13 protein-coding genes and 1 tRNA gene are annotated in these 15,729 nt (G+C 38.4%); 1 reads left to right on the top strand and 13 read right to left on the bottom strand.

Annotation, left to right across the window (positions count from 1 at the left end; translation table 11 throughout):
• Nucleotides 1–154 precede the first annotated feature (154 nt).
• From RHP64_RS03670 to RHP64_RS03660, 3 genes are all read right to left on the bottom strand, one after another.
• Nucleotides 155–688, bottom strand: coding sequence for an HdeD family acid-resistance protein (locus RHP64_RS03670; protein ID WP_038534120.1), 534 nt, complete (start codon nt 686–688; stop codon nt 155–157).
• 167 nt (nt 689–855) lie between these two features.
• Complete coding sequence (locus RHP64_RS03665) at nt 856–1,026, bottom strand: hypothetical protein (protein ID WP_011679533.1); 171 nt, start codon at nt 1,024–1,026, stop codon at nt 856–858.
• Between the two features lie 165 nt (nt 1,027–1,191).
• A tRNA-Ile gene (locus RHP64_RS03660) sits at nt 1,192–1,265 on the bottom strand.
• A gap of 529 nt (nt 1,266–1,794) precedes the next feature.
• On the opposite strand from RHP64_RS03660, the gene RHP64_RS03655 reads away from it, so the two are divergent.
• Nucleotides 1,795–2,970 (top strand): DNA/RNA non-specific endonuclease, encoded by a 1,176-nt coding sequence (locus tag RHP64_RS03655; protein WP_011679532.1) that lies wholly within the window; start codon nt 1,795–1,797, stop codon nt 2,968–2,970.
• 56 nt (nt 2,971–3,026) lie between these two features.
• Here the strand turns inward: RHP64_RS03655 and RHP64_RS03650 are convergent, their stop codons facing one another.
• From RHP64_RS03650 to RHP64_RS03605, 10 genes are all read right to left on the bottom strand, one after another.
• Nucleotides 3,027–4,700, bottom strand: a complete 1,674-nt coding sequence (locus RHP64_RS03650; protein WP_061514802.1) for a glycerophosphodiester phosphodiesterase family protein — start codon at nt 4,698–4,700, stop codon at nt 3,027–3,029.
• A gap of 149 nt (nt 4,701–4,849) precedes the next feature.
• Nucleotides 4,850–5,641 (bottom strand): alpha/beta fold hydrolase, encoded by a 792-nt coding sequence (locus RHP64_RS03645; RefSeq protein ID WP_025267936.1) that lies wholly within the window; start codon nt 5,639–5,641, stop codon nt 4,850–4,852.
• A 48-nt stretch (nt 5,642–5,689) separates the two neighbouring features.
• Nucleotides 5,690–7,099: a dihydrolipoyl dehydrogenase gene (gene lpdA, locus RHP64_RS03640; protein WP_025267935.1), complete on the bottom strand. Its 1,410-nt coding sequence runs from the start codon at nt 7,097–7,099 to the stop codon at nt 5,690–5,692.
• Between the two features lie 2 nt (nt 7,100–7,101).
• Nucleotides 7,102–8,391, bottom strand: coding sequence for a dihydrolipoamide acetyltransferase family protein (locus tag RHP64_RS03635; RefSeq protein WP_025267934.1), 1,290 nt, complete (start codon nt 8,389–8,391; stop codon nt 7,102–7,104).
• On the bottom strand, nt 8,384–9,364 hold the full coding sequence (locus RHP64_RS03630) for an alpha-ketoacid dehydrogenase subunit beta (RefSeq protein ID WP_011679527.1): 981 nt from the start codon (nt 9,362–9,364) through the stop codon (nt 8,384–8,386). The genes RHP64_RS03635 and RHP64_RS03630 overlap by 8 nt, the downstream gene beginning before the upstream one ends.
• A 1-nt stretch (nt 9,365) precedes the next feature.
• Nucleotides 9,366–10,502, bottom strand: a complete 1,137-nt coding sequence (locus RHP64_RS03625; protein WP_014324512.1) for a thiamine pyrophosphate-dependent dehydrogenase E1 component subunit alpha — start codon at nt 10,500–10,502, stop codon at nt 9,366–9,368.
• A complete protein-coding gene (locus RHP64_RS03620) occupies nt 10,495–11,505 on the bottom strand; it encodes a lipoate--protein ligase (RefSeq protein ID WP_011679525.1) in 1,011 nt (336 codons plus the stop codon). The genes RHP64_RS03625 and RHP64_RS03620 overlap by 8 nt, the downstream gene beginning before the upstream one ends.
• 106 nt (nt 11,506–11,611) lie before the next feature.
• Nucleotides 11,612–13,084, bottom strand: a complete 1,473-nt coding sequence (gene murE, locus RHP64_RS03615) for a UDP-N-acetylmuramyl-tripeptide synthetase (protein WP_025267933.1) — start codon at nt 13,082–13,084, stop codon at nt 11,612–11,614.
• A 56-nt stretch (nt 13,085–13,140) separates the two neighbouring features.
• A complete protein-coding gene (locus RHP64_RS03610) occupies nt 13,141–14,238 on the bottom strand; it encodes a tRNA dihydrouridine synthase (protein ID WP_011679523.1) in 1,098 nt (365 codons plus the stop codon).
• Between the two features lie 148 nt (nt 14,239–14,386).
• On the bottom strand, nt 14,387–15,700 hold the full coding sequence (locus RHP64_RS03605) for a bifunctional folylpolyglutamate synthase/dihydrofolate synthase (protein WP_153245357.1): 1,314 nt from the start codon (nt 15,698–15,700) through the stop codon (nt 14,387–14,389).
• Between the last annotated feature and the right edge of the window lie 29 nt (nt 15,701–15,729).

Genomic DNA, 15,729 nt, shown 5'->3' with positions numbered 1-15,729 from the left:
GCAATCTTTTATGTTTAAATATAGTATTTTCTGTTACATCAGTCACTAATCAAATTGTTTAAGACTTTATAATTTAAAATTGATTTGATTATAACACAAAACCGTCTGTCCAGAATTAATCTAAGCAGACGGCGTTGTAATTGGAAAATAAGTTTTACCTTTTCCAAGCAAAGAAATGCAACAGTTTAATAATACCTAGTACCAGTAAAGAGGCCCCAAGTAATTGCCAAAGGAAGATTGCACTGAGCAAAGGCGCAAACAATAACGCGATTCCACCAATAATACTGATGAGAGCTGAAAACATCGCCCACCCTTTTTGTGTGTAATACTTCAGTGACCCAAATTCAATAATTCCTTCCAGTATCCATGTCATACCAACAAGCAAGCCGACAATTATAAACAAGTAGGTAGTTGCTGCATACAAGTTTATAAAGGTGAATACGCCAGCGATAAAGTAGACAGCCCCAATAACCAAGTTACCCACACGAGCCCAACCGTCTTCATCTTTTCTATCGAATACGGATGCTATGTGCGATATACCTATCGCAATAAAAGCTAACCCAATCAAAGCGGCTACTACTGAAGCACTGTGCGTTGGCCAAAAAAGTATCAGAGCACCAAAAATAATTGACACAATAGCGTCAAACCCAATAATATTGCGTAGTTTTTTTAAAAATATGTCTGACATCATCCATCCTCCTTCTCATTTACTTCATATTATACGCTTTTAATGGCTAGTTCTCATTTTTGGATTAATCTTGATGTTTAATATGCTTTAGACTTAATTCATCATCTACTTTTTGTGAAAATAAAAACCAACCAGAAACCAACCTGGCTGACTTTTTTTCCCTATTATCAATGCTTGTCTGAATAAAAACCACTCTCGGTCATATAACCTTTAGTGGCTACCCCCATAGTTACCATAGGCGCAGCACCAAATAATCGCAAGCCTTTATTCAAATAAGCATTGGCACGGTTTTCTTGCTGATTTTTTCTCAGTACATCGTAATCAATATCTCGACTCATTAGCATATCCTCCTTTCACTTAAAATAGTAGCAAATAAAAACAACCAAAATACTCCGTTTGGTTGTTCTTAGCCTATTTCGTTTTTATTGATTGGTGCCTATTAAAAAATCGATATCAGAAAGACAATTAGAAGACAAGCTCCTACTAAAATTAAAGTAAATAGATGGACCATGTTGGACTCGAACCAACGACCGAACGGTTATGAGCCGTTTGCTCTAACCAACTGAGCTAATGGTCCAGACAGTAATGCCCCACAATAGTACTTTGAAATAAAATTGGTAATTTTACATCATGATATTTTCGAAACTATCGTAGGTCACAACCAGTTTAAATTATATCATCAAAACATAATAAATTAAACTTGAAAAACATAAATATTGAAAAAATAAGATATGGTTTTCCGTGACCACATCTTATTTATTGTACACATTTCAGCATACATATTTAAGGAGCATCTGACTCGTTGTCAGAAAATTATTGATGTGTAAACGAATCCTCAACATAAGAAAACGCTTACAAATTTATTATATCAGCATTTCAAGTTCCGTCAATGCCTTTTATGATATAAATGTTTTAAGTTTACATATCGAACAACTGGTCTGTACAAGTATATTTGCATATCATACTTTAGAAGTATTATAATTAAAAAAGTATGGTAACTCACGCTTAAAAGTAAAAAATTTGTTCTTATTTTTTAATAATACTAAAAAATGATTGTTCAATACGTGCCAAATATCCACGCTAAACTGTTCGGGAGAGAATTTATTATGTTAAAGTTACTAAAAAAAGTAACTATCAGTGCAGTGTTAGTGGTTGCCACTAGTACGATATACCCTGCTTTGGGTGTTGCTGCTGATAGTTATCAAAAGGACAAACTAAGTGGTGCTGAGCAGCATCCTCTTAGTTTCAAAAACGAAAAACAACTTGTTCTAGCTGATCAAGATAGTCAAAAGCGTGCGGTTGATGCTCATATTCAGCTCAATTATGCTGAAGAACCAACTGCAAAACAAGCGACAAAACTAAACTACAATCCTGTTGGTTGGCACAATTATAAATTCAAATATAAAAAAGCCAACGCATCTATTGGTAAGTCATGGCTATTCAATCGCGGACATCTTATTGGCTATCAATTCAGCGGTTTAAATGATGAAGCAAAAAACTTAGTTCCAGAGACAGCTTACCTAAATACTGGCGCACTTAAAAAATCGAATGCCAGTAACAAAAAAGCTATGCTTTATTATGAAAGAGGTCTCACAAAATGGCTTAAGCACCACAAATCAAGCCGTTTAGATTATCAAGTTACACCAATGTATAGTGGCAATGAACTCTTGCCACGACAGATTCGCCTATCTTACATAGGATATTCTAACTCTGGAGAGAAAGTTAAGATTAGTCTTAAATCATACCGTGAAGAAGATGGCAATGACGGTGCAACAGTAGTTTACCTAAATAATGACAGTTCAAACGCAATTATTAATTATGCTGATGGAACGGCCAAAAATACATTACACAAAAAAGCTGACTTAGCCGCTCAAAAAGAAGCTGCAGAAGAAGCTAGCTCCGCGGCAGCTTCTTCATCTGCCAGAGCCAGTTCTGAAGCAGTGTCATCTGCCAAAGCTAGTTCCGAAGCAGAACAATCTTCAATAGCTGCTGCACAAAAAGCTGCAAGTGAAGCTAGTGTATCACAGGCAGCCGCCGCGTCATCTCAAGCGGCAGCTAATTCTGCAGCAGCAGCTTCAGCTGCACAAGCACAAGCAGCACAGAATCAATCTGCAGCAACACAAACATACACTGGTGAAAGTCAACAAATTATCGGAAATTCAAAATCACATATTTATCATGTTCCTGGTCAAGCTGGCTACTATATGAACAGTAGCAACGCTGTTTATTTTAATAGTGAAGCAGACGCCCAAGCGGCAGGATATCGTAAATCATTACGTTAACAAAAAAGCCCTCACGGGCATACATAATTATTTTGCACGAACTCAAAAAGATTGAATTAAATATCACTTTGCTGATTCAAAATCATAGAAATAAATGCTCTACGATAAGTCAACTTTTCACTGATATTTTCTAAAATCGTCCGTGTCTCTCGTGGCTTATCGGTAATCACGCCATTGACACCTATCATATAGGCCGTTTCAACATCAAGCTTGTCGTTAACTGTCCAACTATACAAATCTTTGTTATGCTGTCTAATTTGGCTGGATAAATGTGCATCAACCTTTGAATATTCTATAGCATAGAATTTACTAATTTTATTTCCATCAACTGTATTTTTAAGGGGTGATAATAATCCTGTAGTTAAACTAGTGTATTGATATATTCGCTTAATAACGTTTTGGTTCATTGATTGAATTTCGCTTTTATTTTCCTTCATTTGCTTGCCATATTTGGCTACAAATTGTTTTAATTGCTCATCTGTTATCGTTTGATTCAACTTCAATTCTACTAATAATTTTTGTTTTTTGTTATTCGCCAAATCAATATATTTCGAAAAGCTAGTTAAATAAAATTGATGCCCATCTTCTGTAACTTTTTTGGTTTTCAGAGTCGACCAATTTGTTTTTGATATGTCAAGCGTTTCCCCCGAGACTGTTTTTACTTTAGTATTGTGTGTCAGAACATATACGCCATCTTTTGTGGGTTGAATGTCAATTTCAATGTAATCAGGATGAGTAGCAATAGTTCTTTTCAAAGCAATTAACGAGTTTGGGACGGCATTAGGATATGAAACACCTTTATGTGCAATCACTAAATATTTTTCTCTTGGCGATATAAAATAATTACCGGAAATTAAAGTACTGCCTGCCCCAATGACTATGAGTATGAGTCCTTGCAAAAATATCGAAGAGCCATTCAATTTTTTTTCAGCATCTTTCTTGTGGTCGGTTGTCAAAAGAGTGACATACAGGTTTAAGATATATGCAGTAATAACATACATTAATCCACTTGTAATGGCAAGTAAGATATTAGCAATGAGGCGTCTATTATTTACGTCAAAAAAAGTATCAGCAAATAGCTGCAAAAAATATAATAACGCAAAACCAATGCCACTTGCTACCACCAAACGAATTATTGATTTTAAGAATAACTGTATTGCCGAGGCCATGCCTTCTCTTACAGATATCTTGATAGCATTCAATAAGGAATAATCTTGATAAATCGCAAAATAACTAATGTGTCTGAATTTAATTAACAATAAAATCAGTACAAGATAACACGCTGTGAAAATTGTATTTGCCCAAAATCCACTCACCATATCAACAAAAGTTTTGGGTAATGCAAGATATTGAGCAAATGGCACTTTTAAACCAAATTCAACTAACGGGACCATCAAAATAATAAATGCCGCGATTGAAGTATGTAATTTGTAAGACAACAACTGCCTAGTAAAACGCTTTTCGCTTTTTTCTCCCCACGAACGCCGAAGAAAGTATAATACAATACCTGCGAACATAAACCAAAGGACAATATAAACCGCAATTATTCCCAATAAAGATCCTAAGTATTTTGAAGTTGAGTCGGTCAGTGAAGCTAAACTACTCGTATCAACTCGATAAAAGTCCGGTAACGTTTTTTGAGCAAAATAAATGATTATTTTGGCAACGAGATTGTAAATAAACAAGGCGACTGCCCATTTAAAAAGTGTATTTAATTTTATTTTCTTCATAAGTATTCTCTCACGAACTTCAGGGATATTATAAATTTTATTTTAGACATAAAAAAGAAAGCACAAGCTAGTACTATTTATAGTACGTAACCCGAACAATCTCATGTTACCATTAAAACAAATTAATGTCATAATCTGTTATTATCAGTCTAATAATCATCGATGCGTTTTAAAAAGTTGATGGTCACTTGATTGAAATTTTCTGGTTCTTCAATATGTGGAATATGTCCCGCTTCTTCAAATATGTGTTCTTCACCGAATGTAGACATAGCCTTCAAATCATAAACGTGGTCAGCTGGCCATAACGGAGAATGTTTACCCGCCAAGAATAAATGTGGTACGCGTTCACGTTTAACAATGTCACGCCAATCTTCGATAAAACTGTTTACTAATAACGGTTCATTATATTTAAAGTTAAAGGGATGATAAGCCGCTGCAAGTTTACGTTTGATGTCACTTGAAATTTTAGCATGTGTTAATTTAGTATGTGGCAACTTTTCTGCCGCCGTCCATATCATTGTTATATCTGCATTAAAAATCCCCAGAGACCAAGTTTCATCCCTTAAAATCTTGGGAATTTGATCTTCCGTAATAATAGCTTTGACATCTGCTTCGCCATACAGCGACAAATAGGACCAAATTGTACTTGCACCCATTGAATGTCCTACAAGAATTACTTGATTGAGATGAAGCGCTGCGATCAACTCGGCTAAATCTTGCCCATGTCTTGACATACGCATGCCATAATCAACCGTTTGACTTTCACCATGATTGCGACGATCATAAGTAATCACCTGAAACCCAGCCTGTTTAAGCGGTTCTATTTGTGCCGCCCACGTAGCCTGATTGCCTGAATAACCTGCAACTAAAATAATTGGTTGCCCGTCGCCGTATATATTGTAATTCAGTTTTACGTCATCATTTGTTATAAATGTTGACATTGTTTACCCCCAACATCTTCAATTCTTAAACTCATCACAACTTTGTACTTAAATATGGATTGGTAGCCCATCGGCTAACTCAGCTGCATCCATAATTGCTTCACCGAGTGTCGGATGTGGATGTATTGTCAATGAAATATCCTTCGTTGTCAAACCATTTTCAATCGCTAAGGACAGCTCGGAAATCAGGTCTGATGCAGAGGGACCAACAATCTGTGCGCCAATTAAGGCATTACTACTCTTATCACTAATCAGCCGTACAAAACCAACAGCTTGATCCATAGAAATGGCTCGACCATTACCGGCAAACGGGAACTTTGAAATTTTTGCATCCAAATGATTTACTTTGACTGACTCAGGCGTTTCACCAGTTGTTGCTAATTCATACTGCGTATAGGCTACAGAAGGTAGTGAATAATGTAAATCACGCGCCTGCGCATCTTCTGCGATGGCTGCAGCAGCTATTTTTCCTTCAAAACTAGCTTTATGAGCCAACTGCGGACCTGCGACAACGTCTCCAATGGCATATATATGCGGTACACTCGTTTTCATTGTATCGCTTGTTGTAATCAAGCCTTTGCTGTCTACTTTGATATCGGTATTGTTCAATCCCAAACCGTCTGTATTGGCACGACGTCCCACAGCTACTAAGAGATAATCGCCCGTAATACTTTGCTCCTTACCGTCTGCCTCGTAGGTCAACGTCACTTCCTTAGCAGTCTGTGTTGCTTCCTTAGCCATTGCGGATGTCACAACCGTACCACCATGAGCTTTAAAATCATCTAATACTGGTTTCGTCATTTCCGCATCAAAACCGTTCAGTGTGTGATCCAAACCCTCAATAATGGTTACTTGCGCTCCTAAATTAGCATAGGCACCGCCAATCTCAGATCCAATAACGCCACCACCAACAATAATTAATCTTTTTGGTATTTCAGTAAAACCTAAAGCACCAGTAGAATCAACGATGCGTTCACCAAACGGAATAGTTGGAATTTCAATTGGCCTCGAACCTGTAGCAATTATTGCATTGTTAAACTGCAATAGTTCATGACCATCCTCTTGTAAAACATTCAAGGTCTCGTTGTCATTGAACACTGCCTCTCCTTTAACAATTTCAACATGATGCTTTTTTAATAGCATCTCTACACCAGAAGTTAGCGTGTGTACCACCTTATTTTGTTTCCAATCTTGTGTCTGTTGCCAGTCAAGTGTGGCTCCAGAAGTGAGTAATCCAAACGGAGTCTCCTCAGTTGCTTCACGGTATCTATGACCCACATTAATTAATGCCTTTGATGGAATACAACCAATATTTAAGCACACACCACCAATATTATCACGCTCGATAATAACAACTTTTTGTCCAAGTTCAGCAGCCCGAATAGCAGCAACATAACCACCAGGACCAGATCCAATGACTACTGTATCAATTTCACGTGCTTGTGCACCAACAACCATAATTACACCTCCATCAACATATAGGCTGGGTCAGACAATAGCTGCTTCAAATAATTAAGGGCCGATTGTCCTAGCATGCCATCAATCAAACGATGATCATAGGTCAATGATAATTTCATGTTTTGGCCCACGGCTAGCTCTCCATCGTCATTGACAATCGGTTCCTTTAAGATCGAACCTAATCCCAATATTGCTACTTCTTTACCGTTAATAATTGGTGTAAACCAAGTACCTCGGGCCGAACCAAGGTTAGAAATTGTGATTGTTCCGCCCTGCATTTGGGCAGGTGTAATTGATCCATCACGAACTGCTTCAGCAAGATCAGTTATTTCTTGCGCAATTGTGAAAATAGACTTTCGATCTGCATTCTTAATGACTGGTACAAACAACCCAGCTGGCGCATCCACAGCGATACCCATGTTAACATCATCGTGATAAACAATTTCTTGCGCCTTCATGTCAACACTAGCATTTAATTCTGGGAATTTCTTAGCTACAGCTGCCAACGCTTTAACAGCATAGGCTAGGTATGTTAAACGTATGCCTTTGTCATCTCGAGCCATTTCCTTAAACGCCTTACGGTGGCCAACCAATTTTCTAACATCAACAGAATCAAAATTCGTTACTGTTGGAATAGCTGCTTGCCTATCCATCGCTCTAGCTATCGCTTTACGTACTGGTGCCATTGGTTGACGCCCTTCACGCAATGGTAATGCTGGTTCCTCATGAACAGCTGCAGACGACTCTGTTTGAGATGTGGTTGATGTTTGCGTTTGAGTGGGTGCTGAATTGTCTGATCCCTGGAAATTTTCAACGTCTGCTAATGTAACATGACCATGGCGACCAGTAGCTGGTACTTGTGTTAAATCTATATTTTTCTCATGAGCCAAATGACGTACTGATGGCATTGCCAGCACATGACCGTTTACTACTTGAACAGTGCTAGTTTCCTTAGGAGCTGTGTTTTTTGGGGTGCTTTGCTCTGTCTCCACTACGTTCGAAGAAATACTTGGTTGCGCTACATGACCGTTATCAGAGTCATTTTCACTGCTGCCGTCTCCATCAAACTCAATTAATGGATCGCCAACCTCAACTGTTGTTCCGGCATCAACAAAAAGTTTTGTAACTTTACCACCATACGGAGACAAAATTTCTTGCATCAATTTATCATTTTGTACTTCTGCGACTGGATCATCAGCCGCTATCGTATCACCAACTTTAACCAACCAAGAAGTAATATCTCCCTCCGCCATACCTTCGCCAATATCTGGCATCTTAAAAATCTCAGTCATAATTTACAACCTCCACTACTTTGGCCACAACATCGTCAGACTTAATCATCCAATCGTTTTCTGCTTGTCCAAATGGATAAACAGAGTCTGGTGCAGCTACTCGACCGATAGGTGCTTTTAAACTCAAAATAAATCGTTCAGAAATTTCACTCATAATAGCAGCGCCAATACCTGCCATTCGCTGCGCTTCTTGCACAACAACCACACGACCTGTTTTAGCAACGGTTTCTCCGATTGATTGAATATCTAATGGTGAAACTGTACGAAGATCTAGCACCTCAGCTGAAATACCGTTCTTAGATAATTCCTCAGCTGCCTTCAAGGCAACAGGAACACCACCGCCATACGAAATGATTGATACATCATCTCCCTCGCGTGCAATCGCAGCTTTATCTAATGGTGTCGTGTAGTATCCTTCCGGCACTTCACCTTTCAATGATCTATACAAATGTAAATTTTCTAGAAATACAACTGGATCATTGGACGCAATAGAACTTAGTAGCAGCCCCTTTGCGTCAGCAGGATTTGCCGGCATCACAACTCGGATACCAGGAATTTGTGCTACCATGCCCTCTAAATTATCAGCATGCATTTCTGGTGTTTTAGTTCCGCCACCATAAGGCGAACGGACAACAATTGGCATGTTACGCGTACCATTAAACCGGAAACGATTTCGTGCCATTTGACCTGCTATCGAATCCATTACTTCAAACACAAAGCCAAAGAATTGAATTTCCATAATTGGTCGATAATCTTGAGTAGTCAAACCAATTGCCATGCCACCTATACCTGATTCTGCTAAAGGCGTATTAAACACACGATCTTCGCCGTATTTAGCTTGAAGACCATCAGTGGCACGGAAAACACCACCATTTTTTCCAACGTCTTCACCAAAGATAATCACATCATCATCTTTTTCCAATGCCAAGTCCATCGCTTCACGGATGGCATCGATATAACTTTTCACAGCCATGTTACTTTCCCTCGCTTTCAAACTTAGCTATTTGCTCTTTCATTGCTTGACTTGGGACTTCGAGTGTATTTTTAATAAAGTTAGAAATTTTTTGTTTCTCGACACTATCTGCAATCTTAATTTGATCATCAATCAGTTGATTGACTTCTTTTACATAATCGTCTTCTTGTTCTTCGTTCCAAATACCCTGATCCTGCAATAACTTGCGCATGCGAATAAGCGGTTCTTTTTTCCACCATTCTCCAATATCATCTTTCGTTCGGTAACGTAGCGGATCATCTCCAGCTGTCGAATGAGCCTCCAAACGATTAGTAATCGTTTCAATCAGCACAGGGCCATTGCCGTTTGCCGCCCATGCACGAGCCTCTTTAGAAGCCAAATAAACAGCGATTGGATCGTTCCCGTCCACTACCAGGCTTGGTAATCCAGCCGCCCAACCTTTTGCAGCTAAATGCGGTGCTGCTGTTTGCAAAGCGCGTGGTGTAGAAATAGCGTAACCATTGTTCTGAACGAAGAACACTGCATTAGCGTTATACGCTCCGGCGAAATTTATGCCCTCATAAAAATCGCCTTGTGATGTACCACCATCACCTGTATAAGCATACACGACCGCGTTTTTTCCACGTTTCTTCAACCCTAACGCAATGCCGGCCGCCTCCACATACTGAGCACCAATGATAATTTGTGGCATCCACGAATTTACTGGTTTGTCGTCTTCAGTAGTATATACATTACCTAAAACATGCCCACGTGACCACAAAATCGCTTTCCAAATTGGCCATCCCTTCACAACAATTTGGGGGATGTCACGATAACCCGGCATTAGCCAGTCATCATCATTAAAAGCATAAGAGGAGGCCATCTGTGAGGCTTCTTGACCAGCTGTTGGTGCAAAAAATCCAAACCGCCCCTGCTTAGCTAGTTTTGTTGAACGAATATCTAACTGCCGACTTAAAATCATGCGTTTTATAATATTGATTAAGTCTTCATTAGATAACTCAGCACGCTCGAAAGCTTCATCATCAACAATTTTTCCAGTATTGTCTAATACACTTAATGTTGGGAAACTATCTGCTTGTGCAGTAAGCTGATGATTAAAGTCAAGTACTTGCTTATTTGTTGCTGTTATGTCAGCCATTTATTTTTACCTCATCTTTCTGAAAGAATGTTTCTAAAAGCTCATCATTTGTGATGCTGCCAAAGTATTGACCATCTTTATTTCTGTCAAGTACTTCGGCAATTGCATCGCGAGTAAATGGAATACCGATTAATTCTGATTTTATTTCACGCCAATCTCTAACCCCTAAAAAGTCTCCTGTAAAGTTTACATCTGTAATATCACCATTTTTAACATCGATTTGTACATCAATTGCACCACCATCATATTTAGCATGATTGTTATACATAAACTGTGGGCTTTTTCCGTAATTCCAGGCCCACTGTGAAAACTTTTCATCGCGCAGCTTTTTGATAGAAGCCTTTTGTGCTTCACTCAACACATATTCCGTATCTTTGCCCTCATCTGTTAAATAGTATTTCAACTGATCAATAAATGTACTAATTGTTAACCCTTCAGGTGCATAGTCTTTGATATTGCCAACACGAGCACGAACTGATTTAGCCGCCTTAGATATGAACTTTTCGTCAGCCACATTAAGAGAACGTACCATAGCATCCACATCAGTGTCCCAGAGCAGTGTGCCATGATGCATTAGATAGCCACCGGCATATCTCTGGGCATTCCCAGAAACCTTTTTCCCCGCAATCTCTAAATCATTTCGTCCGGAGATATCAACATGTATACCAAGTGACTCCAAAGCATCCGCCATTGGTTTAACAAATTGATGAAAATCAACACTAGCACTAGTAGCAACTGGAACAAAAAATGTAAAACAAATGTTTCCTAAATCATGATAAACTGCGCCCCCTCCTGAAACACGACGAACAACTTGAACATTTTGTGACTCTATATACGCCTGATTTACCTCCGAAAAAGTGTTTTGATTTTCACCAATAATCACTGCTTTTTTGTTCTGCCATAATGCAAAAACCGGCTTTTTTGGTTTTAAATTTTTCAGTAACCAAGCATCCATGGCGATGTTGGTATAGGCATCTTGATTAAAGTAATTAATAAATTGCATATTATCAGCTCCTTATTGTAACCGCTTACACTCTACAACTTCATTGTACCACTAGTTTGACCAAAAAAATGATACATTTTAAAGTTTACAGCGCAAAAAAGAACCCTTACGGGTTCTTTATCTGATCTCTAAATTGTTTTACAACGGCGTAATCGCCAATGTAAGGCACATCAACACCATCTATTTTTTGATAAGGATCTTCACCCTTGCCAGCAACAATAACAATATCATTTTCATTTGCAGCAGAAATTGCTTCATGAATGGCTGCAATACGATTCATTTCATAATGCACCTCTAATTTATCATTATTGATATGCGCAGCAATCTCATGTGCAATATCCAATGGGTTTTCAAATTGTGGATCATCAGCGGTTAAATAAACTACATCAGCCAAATCGCTCACTACGTGTCCAAAATCAGCACGTCTCGAAACACCTTTATTACCTGGGGAGCCAACTACAACAAGCACTCTACCATTTGGATACTGGGCCTGCGCAAAGCTAAGTAAGGCCTGCATGGAGACAAAATTATGAGCATAATCAACAAAAGCAACCCCATGTCCATTAATTGGCAAACTAAGCATCCGGCCGGGAATAAACACTTCATCTAATCCTTTTACCATGGCTTGATGCTTAACACCAGCAAAAGAAACCAACATCATTGCTGCCATTGCGTTTGACTCATTGAAGTCTCCTGGAACATTTAAACGATACGAACCAAGCATTTCGTTGAATTCACTCTTAACAACAGTGAACCTACTTTCATGAATGGCACTTTCTTCAGAAGTAAACATTTGACGGCTGTATGTGTAGACCTTATGATGTGTTTTTTTAGCATAGGTGTAAATAGTATCAAAATGGTCTGTTTCAGCGTTGACAATCACCTCATCTGAGTGATCTAGTAACATCAACTTGTGTGCCAAATAATCTTCAAATGTTGGGTGCTCATTAGGGCCAATATGATCTGGGGAGATATTCAAGAAGGCGCCCACATCATAGCGTAGTCCATAAACACGATTTTTAAGATATGCTTGTGAACTCACCTCCATCACAAGGTGAGTCATACCATTATCAACAACTTGACGCATATCTTTAAACAATTCATATGACTCAGGTGTTGTTAAATCAGACTTTTTCTTGTCGGATGCTTGCGGACCAGTAATACGATCAACTGTAGAAAATAAGGCTGTATGATTATTAGTTGCCTCTTTCAGCATTGTATAGGCAAAATAAGCAGCAGTCGTTTTACCTTTGGTACCTGTAAAAGCACCAATCCAGAGCCGCTCCTGCGGATAGTCAAAAAAAGCCATTGATAACAAGGATAAAGCCTTTTGAACATTCGTTACTTGCCACTGCGGTAAATCAACATCAATTTTTGTTTCTGTAATTAATCCTGTAATACCATGTACATTATCCAAGTAAGCTCTTTTGAAGGCGCCCTTAATAACAAATAAAGTATTTTTTTGTACTTCTCGGGTATCATAGTGTAAGAAATCAAACGTCATATCAACGTCTGGTGCATCTAATAATAGATTATGGTCCACTAATAAATTTTGAATTGTTTCAGTTGTTAATCTCATAATTTCATTATACTAAAAAAGCTGTGCAATAGTCGCACAAACTTTCAAATGCCTTCTTATTTTTGCTTATTCACTGACAAGGCCATATCAGCACTGGCAGCAGCATTGTCACGGTAGATATGCTTATCGTCAGCCACTGCAGCATAGACCTTGGCTAATTCCCGGGTTAAAATTTCTCGAACCTCAGTCGTTGTATGTGTATCCATCAACATTTGACGTAATGCTGAAGCATGGGCGAATCCACGCAAATAAATTTTAAAGTATCTTTTCAAAGCCTCAAAGTGTTTCGTTGTTACCGTTTCACTAACTTCATCAAATAAGTCTAATTGTAGATTCAACAACGCAATTGATTCTTCTAGTGTATGTTGGCGCGGTTCCTTTTCAAAAGCATACGGATTTTCAAAAATTCCTCGACCAATCATAATCCCATCAATACCTGGGTGTTCTTGGACTAATGCTATTCCCTGTGCTCTAGTTTTAATATCACCATTAATTTGGATTAACGTGTTGGGTGCTATTTCGTCACGCATTGCCAGTATTTCATCAATATGTTCATAATGAGCTGGTGCTTTAGACATCTCTTTACGAGACCGTAGATGGACAGTCAGAACTGCTACCTGATGCCGTAAAATAATTGGTAACCACTCTCTAAATTCTTCTGGTTTATAAAAACCAAGCCGCGTTTTTACTGAAACCGGCAAACTACCGCTTTGAGCGGCAACAATAATTTCTTCAGCTAAATCAGGATGCCTGATCAAATCAGATCCAGAACTATTTTTAATCACTGTGCCATCTGGGCAACCCATATTAATATCAACAGCCTGATAGCCCATGTCTGCTAAAACCTCTATTGACCCAGCTATTTCTTTGGGTCTTGATCCCCATATCTGTGCCACGGGCTGTTGTTCGCCTTCAGCGACTGCTAAGCGACCCTGAACAGAAAACTTAGCTTTAGGATGAACCATCGAACTAGCATTGGTAAACTCAGTATAATAAACATCCGGTGCCGCTGCTTTGGCGACAACACGTCTAAAAACAGTATCAGTTACGGCTTCCATTGGTGCCATACTAAAAAAAGGTTGTTTGCTCTCGTGATTATTTTGTACTTTTTCAATGACTTCGTCCCAGAAAAAATTTGGTTTTAATTCTGACATTATTTTGCCTCATAAAGTTTCATACTCATAAAAATATCTCTCCCATTTTAACATGAGAAAGACATTTTCACAAAATATTGACAACCTAAAAAAGTGAATAAATGATCAATTTGATCTGCTACTAAGCATCATCATTTTTGAAATGGCTCTAAATACGTCCCTCCCTATGAATCGCACTTAAAGTGTAGAATGATCCAGTAACGACAATCAATGCCTGAGAAGACTCACGAACACGCATTGCAAGTGAGATGGCTGCCGAAGCATCATTAGCAATCTCAACCTCAATACTTGGATAGTTCGATAAGATATCAGTTGCCAATTCGTCTGCAGATAACGCTCGTGTTTTGTTATTCGGTGTAACGGTAATGACGCGCTGAACAAATGGTATAATTTCATCCAACATCTCATGATAATCTTTGTCCTTGAGAACACCTAGAATCAAAGTCGGCTTAATTTTTAAATGCCAAGAATTTAATGCAGAGACTAATCCCTGAATGCCATCAACATTATGAGCAGCATCAAACAAAATGTTTTTATCAGCATGATAATTCATCCGTCCCAACATTTTTACATTAGCAATGCCATTGCGAGTCTTTTCGGTATCAAATTGATATCCTTTTTCGATCAATGCCGCTTTCGTTTTCAATACGATACTGAAATTATGAACCTGAAAAGCACCCGCCATACTTAAGAAATAACCGCTCTTGCCATTAATAATCAAATCAAGACCAGATGGTGAGGTATTAGCTATAATGATTTCATCTCGCTTATGTTCGAACCAACGTGCGCCAACTTTTTCTGTTCGCGCTTTTAATACCTTTTTGGCTTCAATATCTTGTCCCGGATAGTCGATTACCCATGTACCCGGTTTGATAATAGCAGCCTTGTTTTCAGCAATTTCGGCGATATTATGTCCCAACAAATTTTGATGGTCAATGCTAATTTTAGTAAAAACAGTTAACATTGGTGGCTCAATCGCATTAGTGGCATCCCAAAGGCCACCTAACCCCGTTTCAAAAATAACCAAATTCACTTTTTTGTCAACAAATGCCAGCAATGAAATAATCGTAAAATACTCAAAATAAGATAAATAATAAAGTGGCACATTGTGATGTTTAAAAAGAACGACTAATTGATCATAATATTTTAAAAAATCACTTTTGGATATCATTTCCCCATTAATACGAATTTGTTCACGATCGTCCATGATAGAAGGACTTGAAAAATGACCATAGGTGTATCCATTGGCCTTTAAAATTGATCCCAACATTGTGCCTGTTGACCCTTTACCATTAGTCCCAGCAATATGGATAATTTTTAACGATTTGTCAGGATGCCCTAACCACATCAACACCTCTTTTAGTACAGCTACCCTACCTTCATCAAGAATACGCCATGTGTTGTCCAGACTTTTTAACACTGTCTTGTAGCGCGTTGTAACTTTTAACTCGCTTTTATCCATTTTTTTATCCACAATCAATCTCCAAAAAA

The organism is Leuconostoc sp. XM4 (genome assembly GCF_055698815.1).
The sequence above is the reverse complement of the archived record's forward strand: the minus strand, read 5'-3'. Positions and strand labels throughout refer to the sequence as shown.

What these genes read in the sequence shown, in the direction of transcription:
- RHP64_RS03630 (WP_011679527.1), bottom strand. Translation starts at nt 9,364, where the DNA reads ATGGCTGTGAAAAGTTATATCGATGCCATCCGTGAAGCGATGGACTTG.
- RHP64_RS03655 (WP_011679532.1), top strand. Translation starts at nt 1,795, where the DNA reads ATGTTAAAGTTACTAAAAAAAGTAACTATCAGTGCAGTGTTAGTGGTT.
- RHP64_RS03605 (WP_153245357.1), bottom strand. Translation starts at nt 15,700, where the DNA reads ATGGATAAAAGCGAGTTAAAAGTTACAACGCGCTACAAGACAGTGTTA.
- lpdA (WP_025267935.1), bottom strand. Translation starts at nt 7,099, where the DNA reads ATGGTTGTTGGTGCACAAGCACGTGAAATTGATACAGTAGTCATTGGA.
- RHP64_RS03650 (WP_061514802.1), bottom strand. Translation starts at nt 4,700, where the DNA reads ATGAAGAAAATAAAATTAAATACACTTTTTAAATGGGCAGTCGCCTTG.
- RHP64_RS03645 (WP_025267936.1), bottom strand. Translation starts at nt 5,641, where the DNA reads ATGTCAACATTTATAACAAATGATGACGTAAAACTGAATTACAATATA.
- RHP64_RS03635 (WP_025267934.1), bottom strand. Translation starts at nt 8,391, where the DNA reads ATGACTGAGATTTTTAAGATGCCAGATATTGGCGAAGGTATGGCGGAG.
- RHP64_RS03625 (WP_014324512.1), bottom strand. Translation starts at nt 10,502, where the DNA reads ATGGCTGACATAACAGCAACAAATAAGCAAGTACTTGACTTTAATCAT.
- RHP64_RS03620 (WP_011679525.1), bottom strand. Translation starts at nt 11,505, where the DNA reads ATGCAATTTATTAATTACTTTAATCAAGATGCCTATACCAACATCGCC.
- murE (WP_025267933.1), bottom strand. Translation starts at nt 13,084, where the DNA reads ATGAGATTAACAACTGAAACAATTCAAAATTTATTAGTGGACCATAAT.
- RHP64_RS03670 (WP_038534120.1), bottom strand. Translation starts at nt 688, where the DNA reads ATGTCAGACATATTTTTAAAAAAACTACGCAATATTATTGGGTTTGAC.
- RHP64_RS03665 (WP_011679533.1), bottom strand. Translation starts at nt 1,026, where the DNA reads ATGAGTCGAGATATTGATTACGATGTACTGAGAAAAAATCAGCAAGAA.
- RHP64_RS03610 (WP_011679523.1), bottom strand. Translation starts at nt 14,238, where the DNA reads ATGTCAGAATTAAAACCAAATTTTTTCTGGGACGAAGTCATTGAAAAA.